The sequence below is a fragment of the Arthrobacter sp. efr-133-R2A-120 genome, from assembly GCF_030209835.1.
Taxonomy (GTDB): Bacteria; Actinomycetota; Actinomycetes; order Actinomycetales; family Micrococcaceae; genus Arthrobacter.
In genome coordinates this window covers 113801-138849 of record NZ_JARVRF010000003.1, presented here as the reverse complement: position 1 = coordinate 138849, position 25049 = coordinate 113801, and the positions used below count along the sequence as shown (strand labels likewise).

Below are 25049 nucleotides of genomic sequence, written 5' to 3'. Positions count from 1 at the left end.
CACTCTAGTCCCCACCGGCTCCCACGTCTCGCTCCGCTCAACGCGGGGCCCTCGCCGGTGTGGGCCCACCCACCGGCTCCCACGTCTCGCTCCGCTCAACGCGGGGCCCTCGCCGGTCCACCGTCATTAGCTCGCCCAGACAACGCCATTAGAATGGACAGATGACCACTACCGTCGGCCCCGGCACAGCCCCCGGCACCTCTATAGCCACCTGTACGGGCACCAACACAGTGACAGACGCAGGCTTAAAGGGAGAGGAAAGGACGGACATCTCGGAGCAGTCGTCCACCGACCTCCTCAGCGCTGCTGACATCCCTTGGAACCTCGTAGTCTGGAACGATCCCGTCAATCTCATGAGCTACGTGAGCTACGTGTTCCAGAGCTACTTCGGCTATTCCGAGGCCAAATCAAACAAACTCATGCTTGAGGTCCACAAGAAGGGCCGTTCCATCGTGGCGTACGGTGGCAAGGAACAGGTGGAGCAGCACGCGGTTGCCATGCACGGCTACGGTCTGTGGGCAACGGTTGAAAAGGCAAGCAGCGGCGACGGCCGGGGACGCAAGGGCGGCGCACGTGGCTAAGGCTTTCAAATACGGACTCAAAGGCATTACCGGCTATCTTGAGCCCGCCGAGCGCGAACTCCTGCGCGGACTCCTGGACGATGTCATTTCGATGCTGGAACCAGAGCTGTCGAGGAACGAAGATCCTCTGACGGCCTTGATCGGCCTGGACATGAACGTCAAGGAACCGTCCGATCGCGCCCTTTTGCGGCTCTTGCCGAACGTCATGAAGAACGACGACGCCGCGTCCCTGGAGTTCCGCCAGCTCACCGAGCGCTCGCTGCGGGAAGGGAAAATCGGCGCGCTTCGGGCGGCCGCGATGGGCCTGGACCGAAACGAGCTCGTCCTCACCCGCGAGGAGGCGAAGCTCTGGTCCATGGCCCTCAACGATGTTCGTTTGGTGCTGGCGGAGCGCCTCGATATCCGCGACGAAGAAGATGCCGACCATGTCCACGCCATGCAGGACTGGTCGCAGGCCGAAGACGTAGAGAGCTACCTGGCGCTCGTCTACAACTTCACCACCTGGCTTCAGGAATCGTTGGTCCAGGCCATGATGGCCTCGATGGACCGGAAACCCTGAGTGGAATTGCCGGGGCTTGTGGCCGTCCGTGTGACAAAACAGACACGAGGCCCCCGCCACATGTCGTGGCTGCGGCACATGCCTTGGCTTATTCTCTAAGAATCATGAACTCAGCATCGGACCCGGTATCGGGTGGGGAGAGCGCCGCGGCGGCGCCGGAATCACAGCGCAAGCCGGAATCACAGTGCAAGCCGGAGTCACAGCGCAAGCCGGAATCACAGTGCAAGCCGGAGTCACAGCGCAAGCCGGAAACACTGAACAACCACGCACACAACCCCTTGCTGGGATCACGCCCCATCGGGGTCTTCGATTCCGGAGTCGGTGGACTGACCGTGGCACGGTCCATCATCGACCAATTGCCCCATGAGTCGATCATCTACGTGGGGGACACGGCCAACGGACCGTACGGGCCGCTCCCCATCGCCGAAGTCCGGGCCAATGCCCTCGGCGTCATGGACGAGCTCGTGGACTCCGGCGTGAAACTCCTGACCATCGCCTGCAACTCAGCCTCGGCCGCAGTCTTGCGCGATGCCCGCGAACGCTACACGGCCCGCTACGGGATCCCCGTCATCGAGGTCATCCAACCCGCAGTCCGCCGGGCGGTGGCCGCGACGAGATCCGGCAGGATCGGCGTGATCGGGACATCGGCCACAGTGGGTTCCCGCGCTTACGAGGACACCTTTGCCGCAGCCCCGGACCTCAGCATCACCTCGGTAGCCTGCCCTGAATTCGTGAGCTTCGTGGAGGCCGGCATTACGACCGGCCCCGAGCTGCTGGCAGCGGCCCACGAATACCTGGAACCGCTCAGGGATGCCGGCGTGGACACCGTGGTGCTGGGCTGCACGCACTATCCCTTGCTCACTGGCGTGATCTCCTACGTCATGGGGGACGACGTCACTCTTGTGTCGAGCGCCGAAGAGACCGCCAAAGACGTTTACCGCGCCTTGGCCACCCACGGGATCCAGCGGACCGATGCCGGCTTGCCCCGGCACGACTTCATGGCCACCGGCGACGCCGTGCAGTTTGAAACCCTGGCGCGCCGTTTCCTCGGCCCGGAGGTCCTGTCCGTGCGCCACGTGGACCATGTGGCCGCCCAATACCCGACCGGAAGCCTCGCCCGCATCACCCCGGAAATGTTGGAGGCCGCCCGCGCAGGCGGCCATCATGCGAGGACGTCCAATTTCGTTGACCCTGCAGCCTTCACCGTGAACGACTTCGGCGCGGCCCGCGGGGGCCGCATCCAGTGAAACTGACCATTGTTGGCTGCACAGGTTCCTTCCCCGGTCCCGGGTCGCCGGCGTCGTGCTATCTACTGACCGCGCACGACGGTGAGCGACAGTGGAAGATCGTCATGGACCTCGGCAGCGGCGCCCTCGGGGCCATACAGCGCTACACGGACCTCGAAGACATCGACGCCATCTTCCTGACCCACTTGCACCCGGATCATTGCATGGACCTTTGCGGACTGCACGTGGCCGTACGCTGGAAGCCGGGCGGCTGGGGGCGGGACAGGATCCCCGTCTGGGGGCCGGCCGCGACCGCCGACCGCATGGCCACCGCCTATGGGCTCGATCTGGACCCGGGAATGCACGAGGAATTCGACTTCAGCAACTGGAGCGAACGCCAATCCGTGCAGCTCGGACCGTTCACCGTGACGCCGTTTGCCGTGAACCACCCTGTGGAAGAGGCCTACGCCTTGCGCGTGGAGGTCACCGAGCCGGACAAAGAAGGCAAAGCGGTGAGCCGGATCCTGACGTACTCGGGAGACACCGACTCGTGCCAAGGCCTTGAGGATGCTGCCCGCAATGCCGATCTCTTCCTGTGCGAGGCCGCCTTTGAAGAAGGGCGCGACGACGACATCAAGGATGTGCACTTGACCGGCAAGCGCGCGGGCCAGGCGGCGACAGCCGCCGGAGCCCGACGCCTCCTGCTGACTCACATCCCTGTGTGGACATCGCAGACCAAAGTCATGGCAGAGGCGCGTCCCGAGTTTGCCGGCGATGTCGCCGTCGCGGTTGCCGGAGTCCACTACACCGTTTGAACCCGCAGTCCAGCTGAGTAGTCCGGCGTGGGCCACCGGATCGCTAAGCTTGCAGTATGACTTCCGAAGCCACATCTGTCCCCGTCATCCGTGCCGACGGCCGTACGCCCGATCAACTCCGTCCCATCAGCATCACCCGCGGCTGGTCCAAGCAGGCCGAAGGTTCGGCCCTGATCGAATTCGGCAACACCCGGGTGCTGTGCACGGCTTCCCTGACCGAGGGCGTTCCGCGTTGGCTCAAAGGCGAAGGCCGGGGCTGGGTCACGGCCGAGTACGCCATGCTGCCGCGGGCCACGAACACCCGTTCCGACCGTGAGTCGGTCAAAGGCAGGATCGGCGGACGCACCCACGAAATTTCGCGCCTGATCGGCCGCTCGCTGCGTTCCATTATCGACACCAAGGCCCTGGGCGAGAACACGATCGTGCTGGACTGCGACGTCCTGCAGGCCGACGGCGGCACCCGCACCGCCGCGATCACAGGCGCCTACGTAGCGCTCGCAGAAGCGATTCGCTTCGCCCGCGAGAACAAGATGATCGCCAAGAACGCACAGCCGCTGATCGACACGATCGCTGCCGTCTCCGTGGGAATCATCGACGGCATCCCGATGCTGGACCTGCCGTACGTCGAGGACGTGCGCGCCGAAACCGACATGAACGTGGTGGTCACGGGCTCCGGGAAGTTCGTGGAAGTCCAGGGCACCGCGGAGGGAGCCCCCTTCGACCGCGATGAACTGAATGCCTTGCTGGACCTCGCCCTCATCGGCACGGGCGAGTTGGCGGCAATCCAGCGCGAGACCCTGGCCGAGGCTCCGTGAGCGGGGCAACGACGCCGCGGCTCGTTCTCGCTACCCACAACAAAGGAAAACTGCGCGAACTCAGGGAACTGCTCAGGGGGCAGGTACCAGGACTCGACGTCGATACCCAAGTGATTGACGCGGCCGCGGCCGGCGCTCCCGATGTTGCCGAGACCGGCGTGACGTTTGCCGAGAATTCGCTGCTCAAGGCACGGGCCGTGGCTGAAGCCACGGGAATGGTAGCGATCGCCGATGACTCGGGACTGGCCGTGGACGTCCTGGGTGGGGCTCCGGGTATCTTCTCTGCCCGCTGGTCCGGCCGGCACGGTGACGACGCCGCCAACCTGCAGCTCTTGCTGGCGCAACTCTCCGACGTCCCCGACGCGCACCGGGGAGCCGCGTTTGTCTGCGCCGCGGCGCTTGCCGTACCGGCCGCCGTCGACGGCGGGGCGCGCGAGGTGGTCGAGTACGGCCAGCTGGAAGGCACTCTTTTGCGTGAACCGCGAGGCGCGGGTGGATTCGGTTATGACCCCGTACTCCAGCCGCAGGGGCTGGACCGCAGTTGCGCGGAGCTGAGTTCCGAGGAGAAGAACGCCATCAGCCACCGCGGCAAGGCGTTCAGGGCGCTGCTACCGGCTATCGTGGACGCCCTGCGCTAAAACTCCTGTAGGTATTAACGAGAGAGGCACCCCGCAGGCGAACTGCGAGGTGCCTCTTCTGTTGAAGCAACGGGCTTAGCGCTCGCCGTGCTTTCCGGCTTCGCGTCCGTCGACCAATTCTTCGGCGGGTGCTGCTCCGCCGTTCGTTGCCTTGCGCTTGGCCAGCAAGCCGCGGATGACTTCCACGGCCACGGGGACCACCGAGATCAGGACGATGACCACGAAGATGATGTCGAGATTGTCCCGGACCCACGGAACCTTGTCGCCGAGCAGGTAGCCGAGCAGCGTGACGCCACCGCCCCAGAGCACCGCCCCGATGACGTTGAAAATGAAGAACTTGCGCTTGTCCATTTGCGCGACGCCAACAATCACCGGGACGAAGGTGCGGATGATGGGCACGAAGCGGGCCAGGATCAGGGCCTTGCCGCCATGTTTTTCGAAGAAGGCATGCGCACTCTCGACGTTTTCCCGCTTGAACAGCTTGGAATCAGGCTTGTTGAAGATCGCGGGTCCGGCTTTGGAACCAATGAGGTAGCCACTCTGGTTGCCGATGATCGCAGACACGACGATGAGGGCGGCGAGTGCCCAGATATTGAACTTGATGGTATCCGTGGCGACCAGCAGCCCTGCGGTGAAGAGCATCGAATCGCCGGGCAGGAAGAAGCCCACCAAGAGTCCCGTCTCGGCGAACACAATGCCGCACACGAGCAGGACTACCCATGGTGCCAAGGCGGGGTCGGCCAGGAAGATCTGGGGGTTCAACCAGTCGGGGAGGAGCGCGGACATATGCGGCTGCACCTGCCCTGCACCCCCCAAAGCGGATACGGCAAAGTCGTTCATCGCAGAAAGGGTCACCCTTCAAGGGTACGGGACATCCGCCGTCGGGCCCTTGAGACATCCGCTGGGGGTGTCTGACAGACACTGCCACCTTTCCCCGGACGTGGGTAGCGTGGTGGACATGGGCAGAAGAGACGAAAACTTCTGCGTCCGCACCTAACTGAACATGAGTGACGAGGAAGAACTGTTGAAGCGAGACGTAGCCATATCCAGGACACCGGCGAAGGTCGCCGCCGGGCCAGCCCCGGTGTTCCCGTGGGGAGGTCTTCTGATCCTCGCCGCGGCAGGTTTCACTGCCGTTACCACCGAACTCCTCCCGTCCGGACTACTGCCCCAGATCAGCCGGGACCTGGGAGTAGATGAGGCGGCCGTAGGTTCCCTGACTGCCGCCTATGCAGCAGTCATCGTGTTTACAGCGCTTCCCTTGTCGAGGCTGCTCGGCGGACGGGTCCCGCGCAAGGGGTTGTTGATCGGCACGGTGCTCGCGTTCGCCCTAAGCAACGTGCTGTTGGCTTCCAGCCCGAGCCTGGGCTTCGCAGTTGCCGCGAGGCTCCTCGGGGGTGTGGCCCACGGGATGCTGTGGTCAAGCATGGCCCCCTACGTTGCCAGGATCGTTCCGTCGCACTCCGTCGGAAAAGCAATGGCCGTGGTCTTCAGCGGCAACAGCATCGCGCTGGCTGTCGGCGCTCCGATCGGCACGCTCATGGGCTCGGTGCTTACATGGCGGGTTTCCTTCCTTATCCTGGCCGGAGTCGGTGCGGTTCTCGCGTTGCTGGCCGTTTGGGTGCTCCCCTCCGCTCACGACGAGGACAGCAATACGACACCGACTCTTCGCGGAGCACTGAAGCTGCCTGGCGTGATCGCGGTGGCCACAGCCTGGCCGCTCTTGCTTTTGGGTCACTTCACCCTCTTCACCTACATCGCGCCGTTCCTCCACGTCTCCGGCCTGCCGGATGCCTTCACGAGCATTTCCCTGTCCGTGGTGGGGACTGCCAGCCTCGTGGGGATCTGGATCGCGGGTCTCACTGCCGATTCCCATCCGCGGCGCTCCCTGATTTCCGCGGTCGCCCTGCTCGTGCTGGCCTTCGGCCTCTTGCCGCTGCTTGGCGGCACGTGGGTGGGCGAGCTCGTGCTGGTGACCGTGTGGGGTACCGCCTTCGGGGCCATCGGCATCTACAACCAGGCAGCAATCCTTCGCGCCGGCGGAGAACACAGGGACGCCGCGAACGGCTTGACCGTGGTGACCATTCAACTGGGCATCGCCGTCGGCGCCGGATATGGCGCCCTGGCCCTGACCACTGTCGGCGCGCTGTGGGTGCCGCTAGCCGCAGCCGTCCCGACGGCGGCAGCGCTCGCAATCATCCTGGCCAGCCGCCGCGGCGGCTACCCCGCCGGTCCCCGGGAAGCACGCACTTCACCAGTCCACCTGTAACCTTGACCAGTGGCATTGGACTTTACGGCGATCGACTTTGAAACTGCGAACGGCTTCAGGGGTTCTCCGTGCTCGGTCGGGCTGAGCAAGGTCCGCGGCGGCGTCGTGGTGGAGGAAGCTTCATGGCTCATGCGGCCGCCGGAAAACCACGACCACTTCGAGTACCACAACACGCGGATCCACGGCATTCGCGCCGAGGACGTCGCCGGCGCTCCACGCTTTGGCGAACTCTTCCCTGAAATCGGGGCTTTCATCGGCGGAGACATCCTTGCCGCCCACAATGCGGCGTTCGATCTGGGCGTCATCCGTTCCGGACTCGAAGTTTCCGGCCTGCCTGGCCCCGCATACGAGTACGTCTGCACGGTGATGTTGTCCCGGCGCTGCTACTCCTTGGTATCCAATTCCTTGCCCTACGCGGCAGAGGAGGCGGGCGTGCCCCTCGTGAACCATCACGACGCCGCGGAGGACGCCCGGGCCTGCGCCGGAATCCTGGTGGACATCGCGCAGAGGAACAACGCCAACAGCATCGCCGAGCTGTACTTGTCCCTCGGCCTGGCCATTCCCAAACAGCAGGCATTCCAGCCAGGAGACGGACTGTCCAAACAAACGCTCGCTGCGCTCGCGGGCGTCGGTGGAGTGCGCGACGCGGTCGCCGGCCGGGCCGGCGTCGGGAATGGCGCCGGCCAGCTTGGACGCGCCTGGAGCAATTGGCCTGAAGAAGGCACCAATCCGGAGCCCAACCCTGCAGCGGAACCGGGCCACCCCCTGTTCGGGCAGACCGTCGTCTTCACAGGTGAGCTTGCGATTGCCCGGCCGGAAGCGAAACAGCGGGCAGCGGAGATGGGTGCGCGTCCGGAGAGCCGCGTGACCGGGAGGACCACGGTCCTCGTGGTGGGCGACGGCTTTGTAGCCGGCGATCTCCGGAACGGTCGCCTCACCGGCAAAGCCAAAAGGGTCCTGGAGTTGCACAGCCGCGGCCAGCAGATCGAGGTGCTGTCCGAGGGGGAGTTCCTGCAGATGGTCGGCGGACGCTAGCCACGTCGAATTTCACACGGAGCAACAAAGCTTCCCGTTGTGTCGCGGCGCTCCTAGCCTTGAGCCATGACACAGGGAAAACAGGCCGGCACTGCAGGGTTGACCGCAGCTCCCGCACCCACTGGATGGCGCGCCGTCTTCGCTTTCCCCAATCCGGTCAATGAGTACGCCGCGAGGATCACGGCCGGCCTGGTGGTTGTTGCGGCAGTGGCCACCCTCGTGAGCGGCCTCGGCTGGGGACTCGTGTTGATCGCCGCCGGCTTCTGGCTGCGGGTGTTGTTCGGGCCGAGGATCTCGCCGTTCGCCTTGCTATCCGTCAAAGTCCTGGCACCCAGGGTGGGTCCTGCCAAACTTGTCCCGGGGCCGCCCAAGCGTTTCGCGCAGGGAATCGGCGCGGTGCTCAGCACCGCGGCCGTGGTCCTGTTCTTCGCCGGTTTCGCTTCAGGTGCCTGGATCCTGCTCGCCTTGCTGATCGTCGCGGCGTCCCTCGAATCGTTTGTGGGATTCTGCCTGGGCTGCGCCATTTTCGGGTTCCTGCAGAGGCACGGCCTCATCCCCGAGGACGTCTGCGAAGCGTGCAACAACATTGCGCTTCGCAGGCTTTGAACCGTTTGGCTCTTAGCCCACCGTGACGGCGATGAGCCGTTGCGCCATCCCGCGGATGACCTCAGGGGCTTCAAGGGCTTCAAGCCAGTCCGAGGGCAGTGCCTCTTCCCCATGGAGTGCCCCGAGGATATTGCCGGCGATCGACGCGGTGGAGTCGCTGTCACCGCTGTGGTTCAGCGCCACCGCTATGGCCTGGCGGAAATGGGCGGCCGGATCGCGCTGAGCTTCTGCCGCGGTTGCCAGCACCGCGTAGAGCCCGACGGCGAGTGCCTCCTCCGCGACCCAGCCCTCGCCTAGTTGCGCGGTGAGTTCTTCCGGGCTGAGCAGCGTGCCGGTGGAAGACAGTTCCAGCGCCTCCCGGAGGCGCCCTAGGAGCTCGGGATCTGGATCCGGCAGTGCTGACACCACGCTCAAGGCATGCTCAGCCGCAGTCCGCACATCCGAGCCCGCGGTCACCTTGTGCACGAGCACGCTGAAGGCACCCGCGCTTTGCCGCGCCGAAGGGTGTCCGTGGGTCAAAGACGCGGCATCCGTGCTCAGCTTGTAGACTGCGGCCTCGGAAATATGCGGGACAAGGCCAAACGGAGCGGACCGCATGACCGTGCCGCAGCCTTTGGATTCCGGATTGACGGGCCGGAACTTGGTCCCCATCTGGCCCGTAGCGAGCCCGCTCAGGCACGCTTTGCCCGGATGCCTGCGGTGCCGGAGTACCTCCTGGCTGTCGATCCACCGCGGCTGGGGAGCGGGAGCAGACGCAGGCAACGCCACACCCTGCGTAGCGAGCCATCGCAGGTAGGCGAGCCACAGGCACGCCGTTTCATCAGCTGCTACGCCGTCGTTGGCCCACTCGAGGGCTTCCACGAGGCCGTCAACGGTGTACAGCGTCATCTGGGTGTCGTCCGAAAAGTGGCTGCCGCCGTCGAGCTGGCCAAAAGAGGTGAGGCCCGCGGCGCCGAAGCGGGAACGGATGGTGGCTACGTCGTCGAACTCCACGGCGTAGCCGAGCGAATCACCCAAGGCGCCTCCCAGCAGGCAGCCGTGAACCCGGGACTCGAAGGACGGCATGGTGGAGGGGGACGGTTCAGCAGTCATAGTGGTAATTTACCGTGGCTGCATCGCTGGCCTTCACCTGCCCGCTGATACGGTGGCTCGTGAACCAGGAGGCATGATGCGTGAACCCGCGTGGCGGAAAACCGGAAAGACCCCGGACTACAGATTCTCGCTCGCGAATGAGCGCACCTTCCTCGCCTGGATCCGTACTTCCTTGGCGCTGCTGGCTGGTGCCGTCGCTATCGATCAGCTCGCCCCGAACATCGCGCCGCAGCCCGTGCGCATTGTCTTGTGCGTCGTGCTTTCCATGATCGGCGCCGGCCTCGCGACGCTTGCCTACCGCCGGTGGGCGCAGATGGAGGCGGCCATGCGCAACGACGAAGCCCTGCCGTTCTCACGGGTCATGCTGCTGATGACGATCGTGGTTGCCGTGGCAGCGTTCACCTTTGCCGTGCTGATCCTGGTGGCGCGTTGAGCATTGAAGCCAGGGATCGGGGGCTGCAACCGGAGCGCACCACGCTGGCTTGGCGGCGGACCCTGATTTCGCTTCTCGTGGTGGACCTCTTCATCTGGCGCCGGTGGTTGACGGCCAAGTCCGGCGCGGGGCAACTGCCCACCGGGATACCGGGGCTCGATTATCAGGGAATCTGCGCCTTGACGGCCGCCGCTGCGACGATCGTCCTGGGCTCCGTTGTTTGGGTCAGGTCCCATCAGTTGCACCATGGCGCGGAGGAAGCGTCGGCTATCTTGATGCTTGCGAGCGCCCTGTCCATCATCGCGCTCGCCTGCGCTGCGGTCGCCGCAATCGCGTTGGGCGGCTAGGCTCGGATTCAGGAAGCGCCCAGACTCGGCTGACAGGATGCTGCGGGGCAAGAGTGCGGTCCGCTGCAGGGCTTCTTGCCGTGCCAGGAGTGCTCGCCTCCGCAACAGACCACCCGAACTTCGAACAAAGGAATCCCTCGACATGACCACAACTGTGTCCGCTCCCTCCTCCCGCGGATCCCGGCTCCTAGCCCGGGCGTCCGCTGAAGCTCTGGGGACGCTGTTCCTTGTGGTTATTGGCTTGGGCGTGCTGATCTTCATCAACCCCCAGGCGGTTCCGATGCCGGCCTCATTGGCCAGCGGTCTGACCGTTACTGCTGCCATGCTCGCCTTCGGTTACTTGTCGGGCGGGCACTTCAACCCGGCCATCACGGTTGGTCACCTGGTTGCCGGCCGGATGAAGCTTGTGGATGGGGCCGCGTACGTTGGGGCCCAGATTGTGGGCGGCTTGCTGGGCGCGTTGGCGATTTTCGCCGTCGTCCGAACCGTTCCCGGGATCACTGACAGCCGGACCGTCTTTGACACGGCAACCTCCGGCTTCGGTACGCATTCGAGCTTCCAGGTTCCCGTCACCGGCGTGATGCTCATAGAGATCCTGGGTGCTGCGCTCCTCGTGGGTGTCTTCCTGGGCGCCACCGCGCGTCGCAATCCCGGCAAAATCGCAGCACCGTTCGCCGTCGGCCTGACAGTCGCAGTCCTGCTGCAGCTGGGCCAATCCACCGGCAACCTTGCCTTCAACCCCGCACGTGCCACCGCCTCCGCCATCTTCAGCTCGAGCTGGGCAGTGGAGCAGCTCTGGCTCTTCTGGGTCGCGCCTGTGGTGGGCGCGGCGGTCGCAGGCCTCATCTTCCGCGGCTTCGGCGAAACTGCTCCGGCGGCCGTGCCTGAGGTCGAAGAACCGTTGCCGGCCGACGGCTGGGACGAAAAGTCCGACGACGACGCTGAAGCTGCTGCCCCGGAAAGTGCGGCCGAAGTTTCCACGCCGGCTGCTGCGCCCGCCGCGACGCCCGTCGAAGCGAAGCCCAACGGCGACCCCGCCCGTGAATTCTTCGACGGCAAGCGGGACTGACGCAGGAATTCAGCTGCCCGGAAGCCCATGTTAAGGCCGGTGCCGCCGCGCCGCGCCAATAATGTCGGTGCCTCCAGTTAGCTTGAAAACATGAGGCTTTTGCACACTTCGGATTGGCATCTGGGACGCTCGTTCCATGGCGTCGGGATGCTTGACGCCCAGCGCAATTTCATCGAGCAATTGCTGGCAGTCGTTCGGGAACAGTCGGTGGACGTCGTCTTGATTGCCGGGGACGTCTACGACCGTGCGCTGCCCGGCCTGGATGTCGTGAAGCTTCTCGACGACGCCCTCGTGCGGATCACGGATGCCGGAGCCAAGGTGGTCCTGACAAGCGGCAACCACGATTCCGCGATCCGCCTTGGTTTCGCCTCACGCCTGCTGGAGCGCGGGGGAGTCCATTTGCGGACCCGGGTAGAGGATCTCGATTCCCCTGTCCTGTTTCCGCTGGATGGCGAGGACGGCGCGGCTCAGCCGGGTGCGCCCGTGCTTGCCGTCTATGGGATTCCGTACCTTGAACCGCGGCTTGTCGCCGAACGGCTCGGTACCCAAACACCGAGCCACTTTGACGTCACGCAGGCCGCGGTCCAGCTCATCCGTGAGGACATTGCCCGGAGAAGCGAAGCAGGGCCGGTGCACTCGGTTGTGCTGGCACATACCTTCGCGAGCGGCGGCATCACCTCGGACAGCGAACGCGATTTGAGCATCGGCGGTTTGGGGGCAGTGCCCCTGGATCTCTTCGATGGCTTCGGCTACACGGCCCTCGGACATCTGCACGGGCGACAGGAACTTTCGGAGCACGTCCGCTATTCAGGTTCGCCGCTGGCGTACTCGTTCTCGGAGGCCAAGCATCGGAAGGGTGCATGGCTGATTGATGTCGGCGTCAACGGTGTTGAGAGCGTCGAGGAAGTTCTATGGAGAGCTCCACGGGAGCTGGCCATTCTCCGGGGGAAGCTCGCTGAGCTTTTGGAATCGGAGGAATATTCCTGGGCCGAGACTGCGTATTGCCAAGTCACCCTCACGGACTCCTCGCGGCCGGCGCAGGCTATGGAACAGCTCCGTGCCCGTTTCCCGGACACGCTGGTGCTGGGTTTTGACCCTGAAGACGCCGCGGGAAAGGTCAAAGCCAGTTACAGCAGCAGGCTTGCAGAGGCAGAGGACGATCTTGGTGTTTGCTGCGGCTTCCTCGACCATGTGCGCGGGAGGCCCGCTGACGACACTGAACTTTCCGCCCTTCGTGAAGCCCTGGAATCGGTCCGGCTGGAAGGAGCAGAGCTGTGAGAATCCACCGCCTTGAAATTGAGGCTTTCGGTCCGTTTGCCGGGCTTCAGTCAATCGATTTCGACCAGCTGGGTGCCCAGGGCCTGTTCCTCTTGAATGGCGCCACCGGCGCGGGAAAGACGAGCGTGCTCGACGCTATCTGCTTTGCCTTGTATGGCTCGGTGCCGGGCGCCCGCCAGGACGGCAAACGCCTGCGGAGCGACCACGCGGAACCGGCTGCGGAGCCCCGGGTGGTCTGCGAATTCTCGGCGCGCGGCAGGCGCTTCGAGGTCACCCGCTCCCCGGCATGGGACCGGCCAAGCGCCCGTGGACGCAAGGGATTCACCACGCAGCAGGCCAAAACGCTACTGCGCGAACGGGTCAATGGTTTGTGGGAAGAAAAGACTTCCCGCAACGACGAAGCCGGCATGGAAATCGGTGACGTCCTGGGCATGGACCGGGAACAGTTCACCAGGGTGGTCATGCTCCCGCAGGGAGACTTCGCGGCTTTCCTGCGTTCCAAGGCTTCCGACCGGCTGGATCTCCTGCAGAAACTCTTCGGAACCCAGCGTTTTGAAGCGATCGAGCAGCAGTTGGTACTCCAGGCAAACGCCGCGCGAGCAAAAGTGCAGGACAACCAGCACGGACTTCAGCTTCTCGTGCAGCGGGCGGAGTCAGAGTACGCGCAACTGGGCATCGAAGAAGCCAGCGATCCGGGTCTCGATGACGCAGGATCCAACGAGTCCACGCCCGAACTCCGGCTAGGGACCCTCGAGGCCCGGGCCCGGGCCGAATCTTTGGAGCGGCAGCAAGCTGCAATCTCTGCCGATGCCGTCCGGCTTCAGCTGGCAGACAAACTCAGCTCCGCCCGGGAACGGGTTCAACGGCACGCGAAGCTCGACGCCGCCACGCGCCGGCGCGAAGTCCTCGCCACACGTGCGGCTGAAGTGCAGGAATTCCGCGAGCGGCTTGGACGCCACCGCAAAGCCGCCGTCCTCGGCGGACAGCTCAACGCCGTCGACCGCGCCGCGAAGGCCTTAGACCTCGCGGGCGCGAAGGCGGAGTCGGCGACGGCGAAGCTTCTTGCCGCCTCTCTGGACGCAAGCGACCCCGGAGCGTCCCTGGCCAGGATTCAAGAAACGATGGCCATTGTGGAGGCCCGTGTCGGGGACGAACAGAAGCTCGAGGACATCACTGCCAGGCTTGACGCGCTTGAGCTGGCGGCAGGACAACGGGAGTCGGCCAAAGCAGCGCGGTCCGTCGCATTGGCCGGTCTTCGCGCGGAGGCGGCTGCCTTGGAAGGCGAGTTGGTCCCGCTGGAAGCGGCCGCTGTGGAGCTGCCCCTCCGCGAAAGCGAAGCTGCAGCAGCGCAGAACACGGTCAAAACCGTAGCCCGTTACACAACCGCCCTTGATTCCCAGTCCGCGGCAGTGAAGCGCCACGCGTTGGCCCGGGCCCTCTCCCAGGACCTCCGGCAACTCTGGCTGGATCTCCGCGAATCCCGGCTGGCCAATGCCGCTGCCGAACTCGCCGCAAAGCTGCACGACGGCGAAGCATGCCCCGTCTGCGGAAGCTCCGAACACCCGTCTCCGGCGCCAGCCGGGCTAACCGCCTTGGCCCTTGCCGAGGAAGAGCAATCCGCCCATGAACGCTATGACGAGAGCGAGCACGAACTGTTGCAGGCGGCGGCCGAGCTCGCGTCCGCCGAGCAGGAAGTTGCCGTGCTCGCCGCCCAAGGCGGAGACATCGATCCGAAGGAAGCCGCTTCGGCGGAGGCCGTAGCCAGAGACGCCCTGGCCTCGGCACGTTCCGCTGTCGACGGGCTCAAACGGGGCAAGACCGACCTTGCACGCGCGGCGGAGCGCATTGCCCGCTTGGAGGAAGAGCAAGTCCAGGAGGACACCGCCGCGGCGCAGGCTGCGTCCTCCATGGTCCTGCTCGACGAACAACGCGAGTCCCTGGAGACCTTGCTTCGCGGCCTTCGTGATGGCTTCGACACACTGCGCGAGCGGATTGAGGCATTGACCGGGCAACGCGAGCTCCTGCAGTCCGCTGTGGCCGCGGGAGTGCAGTTGGAACGTGCCCGGGAGGCTTCGGATGATGCTTCCACAGCCTTGGAAACCGCCCTGTCGGCGAACGGATTCGACACCGCAGAGGCCGCGCGGCTCGAAATCCTCGACGAGCAGCATGCCGCGAGGCTCGATGAAACCATCAGGGCCGCGGAGACCGAGAGCGCCCGACTCGCGGAGCTCTTCGAGTCCGAGGAACTCGTGCTCGCTGCCAAGGAAGCGCAGATCGGCGAGGTGCCCCTGACCGCCGTCGAGCTCGCCGCCCTGGAACAGGAGGCCGGACAAACGGAAGAAACGGCCCGCCGGCTGGATCTAGCTGCGGGACTCGCTGCCAGGACGATGACCAGCCTGGCGGCGATCCGCTCACAGTACGAAGACGCTGCGGCATCCGGGCGCGGCCCCCGTGAACGCGCCCGGGTACTCAACGAGCTCGCTGAAACCGCCAGGGGAGCAGGCGATAACGGCTACAAGATGAGCCTCAACAGCTATGTCCTCGCTGCCCGCCTCGAACAGGTCGCGGCGGCGGCGTCGCAGCGGCTTATCGCCATGAGCGATGGCCGATACACCCTGCAGCACACGGACGCCAAGGCTGCCCGGGGCGCCAAATCCGGTCTGGGACTGGAAGTCGTGGATGAGTGGACAGGCCAGCGGCGGGACACCGCAACCCTGTCCGGAGGGGAGTCGTTCATGGCTTCGCTCGCGTTGGCCCTGGGGCTCGCGGATGTGGTCCAACAGGAGGCCGGCGGTGTAGACATCGAAACCTTGTTCGTGGATGAGGGTTTCGGGAGCCTTGACGAGCAATCCCTTGAGCAGGTCATGGATGCACTGGAGGGACTGCGCGACGGCGGCAGGGTCGTCGGACTGGTCAGCCACGTTGCCGAGATGAAACAGAGGATCAGCAGCCAGCTGCAAGTGATCAAAAACCGGAACGGTTCCACCGTGCGAATCGTCGACGCCGCGGCAGCCTAGACACCGGTTCAGGCTGCGGGCTCGTGTATGCGGCCCGCTGGAGCAGGCGCAGCCGTCCGGTAGACTTGGAGGGTTACACCGGGTCGCGCGCATCGGGAGGAGGGACGATGCGCACCATTCAGCGAACCCGGAATCATGAGCTCCTCCCCACAGAACCCCGCGGCGAACACCGCACTTAAGCCTCACCCTGAATTTCCTTCTGCGCCACCGTCGGCCCAGTCCCCGTCGGCGGAGCCCCGTCGCTCGCGTCTACCTGGGCGCTTCGCCCGCTTGCCCGAGCTCGCTGGCCGGAGCTTCCTCCCGCTGGGACTCTTTGCGAGGCTGCCCCTTGCCATGCTGACCGTCGGCACCCTCACGCTGGTCACGGCCGTCAGTCATTCTTACGCTATCGGCGGCCTGGCTGCCGGAGCAGTCGGAATCGGATCGGCCTTGGGCGCGCCGGTGCTCGGCTCGCTCGCCGACCGCTCAGGCCAGCGCCCGGTTCTGCTCGTGGCCGCTGCTGTCAACGCCATGACAGTCATCGCATTGCTCGTTGCGGCGTACCTGACGCCAGATTTCAACACCCCCACGGACGCGATTGCCATATTGGTGACAGCGTTCCTCGCCGGGGCGAGTTGCCCGCAGGTGGGGCCCATGGCCCGTGTCCGTTGGATGGCACTGACCACTAGGAACCTGAACACCCGGAATTCGATCCCCGGAACCGGGGCCAATGCCGCCGCTTCTGGAAGCGTGGCATCCAGCCGCGCAGACCTCGACACCGCTTTGTCCTACGAGGGAACCGCGGACGAGATCACTTTCGTCCTCGGTCCGGCGCTGGTCGGCATTCTGGCGAGCCTCGTAGCGCCTTGGCTTCCGCTCGCATTGGCGGCGGTCCTTACGGCCACCCTCGTGCCGGCTTTCGCCGTCCATCCCTCACAATTGGCTGTGGTGCCGGCAAAGCGCAAGGCGCGCACCGCCGTCGGGAGCGTCCCTGCAGAGCAGCAGTCAAGGGTCCGTTCATTGGCCTGGCTAAAGGTCGCCGTTCCGGTGCTGGCCATGGTCTGCATGGGAACATTCTTTGGTGCAACCCAGAATGCGTTGAGCGCTTTCTCCGCCCAGTTCGCCACGGCGGAAATTGCGGGGCTGATGTATTCCGTCATGGGCCTGAGCTCCGCCGTCGCTGCGCTGTCTGTTGCCTATTGGCCGCAGCGCTTCGGACTGACCATCCGTTGGGTGCTCGCCGCGGCCGCGATGACGGCGTTCTCCCTCCTGTTGTTCCTTCCCGCCGGGATCTGGCCGATGGCCGTCGTTCTGTTGGTGCTCGGAATTCCCGTGGGACCCGTCATGGTGACGGTCTTCAGTATCGGGGGAGTCGTGGCACCGGCCGGCCGGATGGCGACGGTCATGACGGCCCTGGCGAGCGGCATCGTGGCAGGTACGGCGCTGGGCGCCTACCTTGCCGGCCAGTTGGCCCAGACCCAAGGACCCGGCGCCGCATTTGTGGTGTCCACGTCCGCTTCGGGTGCGCTTCTGGTGCTCGGCATCGTTGCCGGGCTGGTCCTCCGGCGCAGGCCAAGCACGCAACCATAACGACGCTCGCTCATTTATGGGCCATTTTTTGGGAACCCTCGCTCAGATCATCTGCGAGATGGTTCCCGGGTTTGGCCCTATAAGTGAGCGAGCGTTGGAAGAAACCGGACGAACGCACGCATCAAAGCGTGAAGGCTCAGGGGTCCAAGGGACGGGTCCTTACGCCAGTTGGGACTCTATCCGGGCCGCGCTCGCCGCCAGTGCTTCGCCGACGGCGGCCTGGTCCTGTTCGCGGCGGATGTAGACGACGGCGATCGCGGCGGGCCGCCCGCCCGGCACCCGGATCGGGGCGGCCAAGGATGACAAGCCGGCGATGACTTCGTCGTGGCTCGCGGCGTAGCCGAGCCGGCGCGCTTCTGCCGCTTCCGGTCGATAGGGCAGGCCCGGAGCGCGGGCGGACCATTCCTCTTCGCTCATGGTGGATTGGATCGCGATTCCAGGCGCCCCGGTATTCACAGGGTGGCGTGTGCCGGGATGCTGTGCCAGGGTCGCGGCTGAGTGGCGGGGCTCGACCGTGACCAGCGTGACGCAGTCCTGATGATCCCAGACCGCTACGAATGCCGTCATGTTCAGGGCGTTGGCAAGCTGGGTCAGTTCCGGGAGGGCGGCCGTCTGGAGGTCGCGGGAGACACCCCGGGCCAGCACCGCAAGGCCGGGACCGGGCTGAACGCGGCCGGCGTCGTCGCGCACTAGCAGGGAATGATCCTCCAGCGTGCGAAGGATCCGGTAGGCCACCGAGCGATGAACGCGCAGGGCGCCGGCGAGTTCTGCAATGGTCAACGGGGCCTCGGCTGCCGCCAGGATTTCGAGGGCCTGGATTCCGCGGGAGAGGGTCTGCGACGGCGAGACCGTCGCGGTCGTGCCCTGCAGACTTTTCGCGGCGCTGGGAGACATCATGCGCTCCATCCTATGTTGGGGCCTAACGCGACCGGCCCGCCGTCTTGTGCTGTCACTCACAAGAGACTATGGTTCTGTATGAGAATTTGTTATTCAAATATAGAACAAATTCACATATAGAACAATCGCCAGCCAGGAATCAACGATGATTGCCAAGTCCAGCCACAATGCGGAGCCCGGTCCCTTGAGCCGCACTTCGCGGCCGCGGGCACATCATTTCCGCGGCAGCCTGGGCCGCTTCGCCACAGGTGTCGCCATCGTGACGTTCGACGGCGCCACCAAGCGGCACGGTATTACCGTCAACTCCTTTACCGCCGTATCCATGGAACCGCCGCTGGTCCTGGTCAGCATCGCCCGCAACGCCAAAGCCCACGATGAGCTGGCCGGGCGCCCCTTCAGCGTCAATATCCTGGGCGCCGAACAGAAGCAACTCGCCCTGCATTTCTCGGGCCGACCCGGGCCCGAGCCCCTTTGGGTAGAAGGCGACACGGCGCCCCGGCTATCCAACGTCCTTGCTTATTTCGAATGCACGCCCTGGGCGGCTTACGACGGCGGAGACCACACCCTCTACCTGGGTGAAGTGGCGGACTTCAACTACCGCAGCGGCGACGCGCTCGCGTTCGCCAACAGCTCTTTCACCACTATCCCGGAAAGCCAATTGGGAATGGAGGATCTTCTGTAGTTGCCGGCGCCCGTCGGCGCCGCATCCGTATGCCGTTTCAGCTCAACCATCATTGGAGACAACCATGGGAATCCGGACCGGACAGCAGTACCTGGACAAGCTCAACTCGATGAACCCCCACGTCCTGATCGACGGCGAAATGGTCACCGAGAAGATCGCCGACCACCCGTCCTTCAGGAACGTGGCCCGCACGTACGCGAAGCTCTTCGACATGCAGCATGACCCGAAGTATGCGGACGCCCTCACCTACGAGTCCCCGACGACGGGTGACCGGGTGAGTGCCTCGTTCCTCGTGCCGCGCAGCAAGGAAGACCTCGAACATCGGCATGCAGCGATCCGCACCTGGGCGGAGTACTCCCTTGGGTTCCTGGGCCGGACGGGTGACTACATGAACGGCGCCCTCACGGCGCTCGCGGCCGCAGAAAAATGGTTTGCCCAGGCCGATCCGATGTTCGGCGAAAACATCCGCAAATACTACGAGCATTGCCGCGAGAACGATCTCCTTGCAACGCACACGCTGATCCCGCCGCAAGTCAACCGTTCGGTGTCAGGTTCCGAACAGCTCGGCGGGCAGCTCTCCGCGAGGGTCGTCGAGGAGCGGGAAGACGGCATCGTGGTCCACGGCGCGCGTATGCTCGCCACGATCGCACCGATCGCCGACGAGCTTCTCGTGTTCCCTTCGACGCTCCTGCGCTCGACGCCGGAAGATGCTCCCTACTCTTACGCGTTCGCCCTCCCGAACGATGCGCCGGGCATGCGTTATCTGTGCCGGACCTCGCTCTACAACGGCGGAGGCACCCACGACGAGCCGCTCGCGAGCCGCTTCGAGGAGATGGACGCCGTCGTCGTTTTCGACCACGTGTTCGTGCCGAACGAGCGCATCTTCATGCTCGGGCATCCTGAACTGTGCAACGCCTTCTACTCCGAGACCGGTGCCGGCGCCCTCATGACCCACCAGGTGGTCACGAGGACCATCGCGAAGAGCGAGTTCTTCCTCGGCCTGGCCTCGGAGATCGCGGCATCGATCGGGATTGACGGATTCCAACACATCCAGGAGGACCTCGCGGAGCTGATCGAGACCGTCGAAATCGGCAAGGCGCTCATGGTGGCCGCCGAAGCCCAGGCAGCTCCAAGCCCGGATGGCGTGTTCTTGCCGCATTGGCCCACCCTGAATGCGGCTCGCAACTGGTACCCCAAGGTTGCCCAGCGGTTCCCCGCCATTATCCGGAAGTTCTCGGCGTCGGGCCTCATGGCGCTGCCAGGCGAAGCGGACGTGGCGAGTGACGCGTTGCCGGACATCGAGCTATACCTGCAGGCGAAAACGTTGACCGGGCCGGAGCGCGTGCGCCTCTTCAAGCTCGCTTTCGATGCCAGCATTTCCGCGTTCGCCGGGCGCCAGGCCCTGTATGAGTACTTCTTCTTCGGTGACCCTGTCCGCATGGCAGCCGCCCTCGTGAACAGCTACGACCGCGAGCCGGCCCGTGCCCGGGTGCGGGAGTTCTTGGAGCGGAAGGACTGAACTCGCCACGGCACGTAGGACGACGACGGCGAGCTATCGCCGTCGTCGTTCGCACTCCGACGCTCGCTCACGTATGGCTGGAAATTCTCCGACGCTCGCTCACGTATGGATGGAACAACCGCAACCCTCCGGCAAATTTGCGAATTACCCCGCCTGCTCCAAAAGCCGCACCGCGTCGTCGTCGGTCAATTGCTCGAAGTGCTCGTAGAACGCGCCCACGGCGTGGAACTTGCCTGGCGTGTGCAGGCACATCATGAAATCGCACACCCGGCTGATGGACGCTTGGGCTTCAATGGATGACACGGGGACGGCCGCCACCACAGTCGCCGCCCCGCCCGCGCGTACGGCCTCGACGGCGGCGCGCATCGTTGCGCCCGTGGCGAGTCCGTCGTCGACAAGAACCACAGTCTTGCCCTTGAGGTCGAAGTTGATACCGGGGTAGGTCTTCACTCGCCGCAGGAGTTCTCCCCGCTCGCGTACCTCCACAGCGTCGAGCGAAGCCTGGGTGATTCCGTGCCGCAGCATTCGTTCGCCGAGGGGCCGGTTGAGGATGCGGACGATCCTGCCATTGGACCAAGCCAAGGCGCCGAACGCTGTTTCTTCACGCCCAGGGATGCCGAGTTTGCGCACCAGGATGGCGCCGTATGGCTGGAGGAGCTCGACGGCGGCAGTGGCCGCCACAGGGACCCCACCGCGGGCGAGGCCCAACAAGATGGTGTCCGGCCGTTGCCGGAGCTGCGGAAGCCCTGCTGCCACGCGGCGTCCGGCGTCCGCACGGTCCTTGAAGCGCATGCCCATTCGTCCCACTTCCACGTCATCCAGCGCTGAATCAAGCCTACCTTTCTTGCCGGGACCGCTCCGCGCTGCCACGATGGGCCATGTGAACAAGCCCATCGGTTACTGGACCAAACGCTTGGATGCCGCATTGGAGGCGCATCTGGACAGCACGTTGGCGAGGTTGAAACTCAGCCGGAGGCAATGGCAGACCCTCAACGTCCTGGCCGAGACACCCCTCAGCCCCGAGGAACTTGACGGAATACTCAACCCATTCTGGGGCGGCGACACACGGCGTCGCGACAACGAACTCGCCGCGCTCGTAGGCCGCGGAATGATCATCATGGTGGATGATCGCCTCAGCCTCAGCGAACTGGGCCACGCAAAACAAACGGAAGCCCAACGGCTCGTTGAAGACTCGCGCCGGGATCTCTCGATGGGTATCGGTATCGACGAATACGCCATGGCCGTCAGCGTGCTCGAGCGCATGACGCTCAATGCGGAGCGGCTGGCCGGCTAAGGCAGCCGCTCCGCCACTATCAATCGCTCCGCCACCCCCCTAGACGCCGAGGAACGCCACCGCGGCGTCCTTGAAAACCCGGCTGGTCACGGCGTTGCTGTGGTTCCGCCCCGGTACGAGCAGTTGTTCGACCATGCCTCCGGCGTGGGAAGCGATCGAAGCGAGCTCCGGCATGGTAATGGCGCGCTCGTCCTTGTCGCCGGCCACCAGGAGCATCGGCATGTGGGGCACGGCTTCGGCAGGATCGAAGGGTTCGCCCTTGATGGCTTCGATGAGCGACAAGAGCGCAAAAAGATCGTTGCTCGGCAAGAGTTGTGCCATCTTGAGCAACCCTGCGGTGGACTCGTCTTCGATGGGTGTGCCGTCCGCAAGGTAGCGCTGGGCTGCCGCGAGATCGAAGGACGCCAAGGGGTCCTCCTTGTTCGGGCCGCCCAACACCAGCCGGTGCACGAGTTCGGGCTGGGTTGCACCGAATTCCCAGGCAAGCCGGGAACCCAAGGAATAGCCGATGACGTCGAGCCCGCTGGTAGGGTCACCGGCGCGCACGGGGCGCGCACCGGCGTCGGCGACTATCTGGAGCAGGTCCGCGCGGATCCGGCTCGGGGAGTAGGAGTCGAGGTCCTCAGGGGAACTGCTCTGGCCGTGCCCTGGAAGGTCCACGGTGATGACACGCCTGCCGGCGGACTTAAGGGTGGAAATCCAGCCTGTGTCGCCCCAATTGAGTTTGGTGGACGAGGAGAAACCGTGCAGCAGCAGGACCGGGCGCAGACCCGCATCGGTGCCTTCGGCGGGCTCATGGACTTCCACGAAAAGATGCGGATCTGTTCCTTCCACAGTGTGGATGTGCTCTTCCGTGTGCCTGCCGCTCATGGTGTCAGTCCTCATCAAGTACAGCGCTCAGGCGGACCCGGCGCTTCGGTGCGTCATCCTTGGGAACGGTGCCCACGATGCCGGCAGTATTGTCCGGCACCTCGAACACCACCAGCGGCTCACCGACGTTGATGGTCTCGCCCGGCGCGCCGTGGATACGGATCACTTTACCCGCCTGCGGGCTCGGCAACTCGAGGGCCGATTTGCTCGTTTCCAGCTCCACGAGCGGCTGGTTCCGTTCCACCTGGTCGCCGGGGGAGACGAGCCAGTCCAGCACGGTCGCTTCGATGAGGCCTTCGCCAAGATCGGGCAGGGGGAAGCTGATTTCAGCCACGTCGATACTCCAGTACTCGTTGGATCCCCAGGAGGATGCGGTCAATGTTCGGAATGTATTCGTCCTCCAGGTCGCCGGAGGGGTACGGCACATCGAAGCCGGTGACCCGGTCGACGGGCGCCTTGAGCGTGTCGAAGCAGCTTTGCGTGATCAGCTGGGCCACTTCGGCCCCCAACCCGGAGGTCAGCGGAGCCTCATGTACGACGACGGCGCGCCGCGTCTTTCCGACGGAAGTCGCCAGTGCTTCGGCGTCGATCGGCTTGAGCCAGCGCAGATCGAGGACCTCGACGTCGATTCCGTCCTCTGCGGCGAGTTCGGCAACCTGCAGGCACCGGGCAACCATTGCACCCCAGGCTACGAGGGTCAGGTGGCGGCCCGGCCGGACAACGCGGGCGCCGGTGAGGGTACCGCCGTCGGCTGCGTCGACGTCGCCCTTTTGCCAGTAGCGGGATTTCGGTTCCATGAAGATCACCGGGTCCGGCCGCGAGGCCGCGTGCTTGAGCAGGTGGTAGGCATCGTGCGGGTCCGACGGCGAAACAACCTTGAGTCCCGGAACGTGCGCGAAGAGTGCCTCGAGGCTTTCGCCGTGGTGTTCGGGGGCGCGGATGCCGCCGAAGCTGGGCACCCGGAGCGTGATCGGCATCGGCAAGGTGCCGCGGCTGCGGTAGTTCATCCGGGCGATCTGGCAGACGATCTGGTTGATGGCGGGATAAGCGAAGCCATCGAACTGTACTTCCGGAATGGGGTGGAAACCGGCCATGGCCAGACCCACGGACATGCCCAGGATGCCCGATTCCGCGAGCGGCGTGTCAAACACCCGGGGTTCTCCGTGCTTGGCCTGCAACCCGTCGGTGATACGGAAGACTCCACCCAATCGGCCGCAGTCCTCGCCGAAGACCACCGTTTTGGGATCGTTCGAGAGGATCTCGTCCAACGCGCGGTTGAGGGCCTGCTGCATGGAAAGCTTGACGGACTGGTTCTCTGTCGCTGCCCTGGCTTCGAGGGTGGCGGTGGTGCTCTCATACATGTTCGGACTCCTCGCGCCAACGGATGGCCTGGGTTTCAAGGGCGGGGGTGGTTTCCTGGAAGACGAAATCGAACATTTCGTTGCCGGGCCGGGGCCCGAGGGCTTCGATTCCGGTGCGGATGGCTTCTTCTTCTGCCAGGGCTTCCTGGTTGGCGGCCGTGAAGAATGCCTCGTCGGCCACGCTTTCGGCCAGCAAACGCTTGCGGTGGCGTTCCAGTGGGTCCTCGCCGGCGTCGATGCGCTCGTCGTCGAGGCTCCGGTAGCGCCCGGGGTCGTCGGCGGTGGAATGCGGTCCGCGGCGGTAAGTCATGGCCTCAACCACAACCGGACCGTTCCCGCCGCGGCAGTGGGCGAAGGCGTTGCGGGTGGCCTCATAGACAGCGACCACATCGTTGCCGTCCACCTGAATGCCGGGGATTCCGTAGCCCGCGGCTCGTGCAGCTACCGAGCCGCCAGCCACTTGCCGCTCGGTGGGCACGGAAATCGCCCAGCCATTGTTCTGGATGAAGAAGACGACAGGTGCTTTCATCACGGCGGCAAAGTTCATGGCCTCATGGACATCGCCTTGGGAGGAAGCGCCGTCGCCGAAGTAGCTGAGGGCCACTCCGTGCCCACCGCTCAGGGTCTGGCCATGGGCCCAGCCGACGGCATGAAGTACCGAGCCTGCCACGACGGCCTGGATGGGAGCGAGACGGCTTGCCAGGGGATCGTACATGCCGCCGTGCCACGTTGCTTTGTGGGTGGACATGTACGCCACCATGTCCACGCCCATGGTCCTGGCGACACCCATCTCGCGGTACGTCGGGAAGGCGAAGTCGCGAGCAGTGTCGAGGGCGTAGGCGCTGCCGACCTGGGCGGCTTCCTGGCCGAGTTCCGGAGCGTAGCCGGGGATGATTCCCTGGCGCTGCCAGGCAACGGCCGAGGTATCGAGGTATCGAACGGCAGCCATCAGGGAATAGAGCTCCCTGAGCTGTCCGGGGGACAGGGGTGCGGCGTCGGCTGCGGCCACGACGGGAAGAGATGAGTCCATGGACGTGACCGTAGTCACTGTTCGGAACGTAGGCAATCCGCCTATTC

26 protein-coding genes are annotated in these 25049 nt (G+C 64.9%); 18 read left to right on the top strand and 8 right to left on the bottom strand.

Features of this window, described 5'->3' with window-relative positions:
* Positions 1–161 precede the first annotated feature (161 nt).
* The 6 genes from clpS to rdgB all read left to right on the top strand — a co-directional run bounded on the left by clpS (position 162) and on the right by rdgB (position 4634).
* Positions 162–581: an ATP-dependent Clp protease adapter ClpS gene (gene clpS, locus QRN52_RS02525; RefSeq protein ID WP_284751203.1), complete on the top strand. Its 420-nt coding sequence runs from the start codon at positions 162–164 to the stop codon at positions 579–581.
* Positions 574–1140: a DUF2017 domain-containing protein gene (locus QRN52_RS02520; RefSeq protein ID WP_284751202.1), complete on the top strand. Its 567-nt coding sequence runs from the start codon at positions 574–576 to the stop codon at positions 1138–1140. The genes clpS and QRN52_RS02520 overlap by 8 nt, the downstream gene beginning before the upstream one ends.
* Positions 1141–1244: 104 nt before the next feature.
* On the top strand, positions 1245–2387 hold the full coding sequence (gene murI / locus QRN52_RS02515; protein ID WP_284751201.1) for a glutamate racemase: 1143 nt from the start codon (positions 1245–1247) through the stop codon (positions 2385–2387).
* Positions 2384–3181 carry an MBL fold metallo-hydrolase gene (locus QRN52_RS02510; protein ID WP_284751200.1) on the top strand — a complete coding sequence of 266 codons (798 nt, stop codon included), beginning with the start codon at positions 2384–2386 and terminating at the stop codon, positions 3179–3181. Before murI ends, QRN52_RS02510 begins: the two co-directional genes overlap by 4 nt.
* Positions 3182–3237: 56 nt before the next feature.
* Entirely contained in the window at positions 3238–3996 is a 759-nt protein-coding gene (gene rph / locus QRN52_RS02505; protein WP_078108499.1) for a ribonuclease PH, read from the top strand.
* Complete coding sequence (gene rdgB, locus QRN52_RS02500; RefSeq protein WP_284751199.1) at positions 3993–4634, top strand: RdgB/HAM1 family non-canonical purine NTP pyrophosphatase; 642 nt, start codon at positions 3993–3995, stop codon at positions 4632–4634. The genes rph and rdgB overlap by 4 nt, the downstream gene beginning before the upstream one ends.
* 75 nt (positions 4635–4709) lie before the next feature.
* Here the strand turns inward: rdgB and QRN52_RS02495 are convergent, their stop codons facing one another.
* Positions 4710–5474, bottom strand: coding sequence for a VTT domain-containing protein (locus QRN52_RS02495; RefSeq protein WP_284751327.1), 765 nt, complete (start codon positions 5472–5474; stop codon positions 4710–4712).
* Positions 5475–5637: 163 nt separating this feature from the next.
* Here QRN52_RS02495 and QRN52_RS02490 point away from each other — a divergent pair, with 163 nt between their 5' ends.
* From QRN52_RS02490 to QRN52_RS02480, 3 genes are all read left to right on the top strand, one after another.
* Entirely contained in the window at positions 5638–6903 is a 1266-nt protein-coding gene (locus QRN52_RS02490; protein ID WP_284751198.1) for an MFS transporter, read from the top strand.
* A 9-nt stretch (positions 6904–6912) separates the two neighbouring features.
* Positions 6913–7938: a 3'-5' exonuclease gene (locus tag QRN52_RS02485; protein ID WP_284751197.1), complete on the top strand. Its 1026-nt coding sequence runs from the start codon at positions 6913–6915 to the stop codon at positions 7936–7938.
* Between the two features lie 66 nt (positions 7939–8004).
* On the top strand, positions 8005–8544 hold the full coding sequence (locus QRN52_RS02480; RefSeq protein WP_284751196.1) for a DUF4395 domain-containing protein: 540 nt from the start codon (positions 8005–8007) through the stop codon (positions 8542–8544).
* 12 nt (positions 8545–8556) lie between these two features.
* On the opposite strand, the gene QRN52_RS02475 is transcribed toward QRN52_RS02480, so the two are convergent.
* Entirely contained in the window at positions 8557–9636 is a 1080-nt protein-coding gene (locus tag QRN52_RS02475; RefSeq protein ID WP_284751195.1) for an ADP-ribosylglycohydrolase family protein, read from the bottom strand.
* 73 nt (positions 9637–9709) lie between these two features.
* Here QRN52_RS02475 and QRN52_RS02470 point away from each other — a divergent pair, with 73 nt between their 5' ends.
* The 6 genes from QRN52_RS02470 to QRN52_RS02445 all read left to right on the top strand — a co-directional run bounded on the left by QRN52_RS02470 (position 9710) and on the right by QRN52_RS02445 (position 17349).
* A complete protein-coding gene (locus QRN52_RS02470; RefSeq protein WP_284751194.1) occupies positions 9710–10069 on the top strand; it encodes a YidH family protein in 360 nt (119 codons plus the stop codon).
* A complete protein-coding gene (locus QRN52_RS02465) occupies positions 10066–10416 on the top strand; it encodes a DUF202 domain-containing protein (protein WP_284751193.1) in 351 nt (116 codons plus the stop codon). The genes QRN52_RS02470 and QRN52_RS02465 overlap by 4 nt, the downstream gene beginning before the upstream one ends.
* Positions 10417–10558: 142 nt before the next feature.
* Positions 10559–11485, top strand: coding sequence for an MIP/aquaporin family protein (locus QRN52_RS02460; RefSeq protein ID WP_284751192.1), 927 nt, complete (start codon positions 10559–10561; stop codon positions 11483–11485).
* A gap of 90 nt (positions 11486–11575) precedes the next feature.
* Positions 11576–12763: an exonuclease SbcCD subunit D gene (locus QRN52_RS02455; RefSeq protein WP_284751191.1), complete on the top strand. Its 1188-nt coding sequence runs from the start codon at positions 11576–11578 to the stop codon at positions 12761–12763.
* Complete coding sequence (locus QRN52_RS02450; RefSeq protein WP_284751190.1) at positions 12760–15780, top strand: AAA family ATPase; 3021 nt, start codon at positions 12760–12762, stop codon at positions 15778–15780. Before QRN52_RS02455 ends, QRN52_RS02450 begins: the two co-directional genes overlap by 4 nt.
* A 135-nt stretch (positions 15781–15915) precedes the next feature.
* Complete coding sequence (locus QRN52_RS02445; protein ID WP_284751189.1) at positions 15916–17349, top strand: MFS transporter; 1434 nt, start codon at positions 15916–15918, stop codon at positions 17347–17349.
* Positions 17350–17508: 159 nt separating this feature from the next.
* Here QRN52_RS02445 and QRN52_RS02440 read toward each other — a convergent pair whose 3' ends face one another.
* The gene (locus tag QRN52_RS02440; protein WP_284751326.1) at positions 17509–18243 is read right to left on the bottom strand and encodes an IclR family transcriptional regulator; all 735 of its coding nucleotides are present in this window, start codon (positions 18241–18243) and stop codon (positions 17509–17511) included.
* A gap of 148 nt (positions 18244–18391) precedes the next feature.
* On the opposite strand from QRN52_RS02440, the gene QRN52_RS02435 reads away from it, so the two are divergent.
* Both QRN52_RS02435 and hpaB read left to right on the top strand, forming a co-directional pair.
* Entirely contained in the window at positions 18392–18928 is a 537-nt protein-coding gene (locus QRN52_RS02435) for a flavin reductase family protein (protein ID WP_284751188.1), read from the top strand.
* Positions 18929–18992: 64 nt separating this feature from the next.
* Entirely contained in the window at positions 18993–20447 is a 1455-nt protein-coding gene (gene hpaB, locus QRN52_RS02430; RefSeq protein ID WP_284751187.1) for a 4-hydroxyphenylacetate 3-monooxygenase, oxygenase component, read from the top strand.
* Positions 20448–20591: 144 nt separating this feature from the next.
* Here hpaB and QRN52_RS02425 read toward each other — a convergent pair whose 3' ends face one another.
* Positions 20592–21245: a phosphoribosyltransferase gene (locus QRN52_RS02425; RefSeq protein ID WP_284751325.1), complete on the bottom strand. Its 654-nt coding sequence runs from the start codon at positions 21243–21245 to the stop codon at positions 20592–20594.
* 82 nt (positions 21246–21327) lie between these two features.
* Here QRN52_RS02425 and QRN52_RS02420 point away from each other — a divergent pair, with 82 nt between their 5' ends.
* Entirely contained in the window at positions 21328–21741 is a 414-nt protein-coding gene (locus QRN52_RS02420; RefSeq protein WP_284751186.1) for a winged helix DNA-binding protein, read from the top strand.
* A gap of 39 nt (positions 21742–21780) precedes the next feature.
* Here QRN52_RS02420 and QRN52_RS02415 read toward each other — a convergent pair whose 3' ends face one another.
* From QRN52_RS02415 to QRN52_RS02400, 4 genes are read right to left on the bottom strand one after another with little or no spacing between them, the layout of a single operon-like run.
* A complete protein-coding gene (locus QRN52_RS02415; RefSeq protein ID WP_284751185.1) occupies positions 21781–22611 on the bottom strand; it encodes an alpha/beta fold hydrolase in 831 nt (276 codons plus the stop codon).
* A gap of 4 nt (positions 22612–22615) precedes the next feature.
* A complete protein-coding gene (locus QRN52_RS02410) occupies positions 22616–22945 on the bottom strand; it encodes a biotin/lipoyl-containing protein (protein ID WP_234747729.1) in 330 nt (109 codons plus the stop codon).
* The gene (locus QRN52_RS02405; protein ID WP_284751184.1) at positions 22938–23972 is read right to left on the bottom strand and encodes an alpha-ketoacid dehydrogenase subunit beta; all 1035 of its coding nucleotides are present in this window, start codon (positions 23970–23972) and stop codon (positions 22938–22940) included. The genes QRN52_RS02410 and QRN52_RS02405 overlap by 8 nt, the downstream gene beginning before the upstream one ends.
* Complete coding sequence (locus QRN52_RS02400) at positions 23965–25002, bottom strand: thiamine pyrophosphate-dependent enzyme (protein WP_284751183.1); 1038 nt, start codon at positions 25000–25002, stop codon at positions 23965–23967. The genes QRN52_RS02405 and QRN52_RS02400 overlap by 8 nt, the downstream gene beginning before the upstream one ends.
* Positions 25003–25049 lie beyond the last annotated feature (47 nt).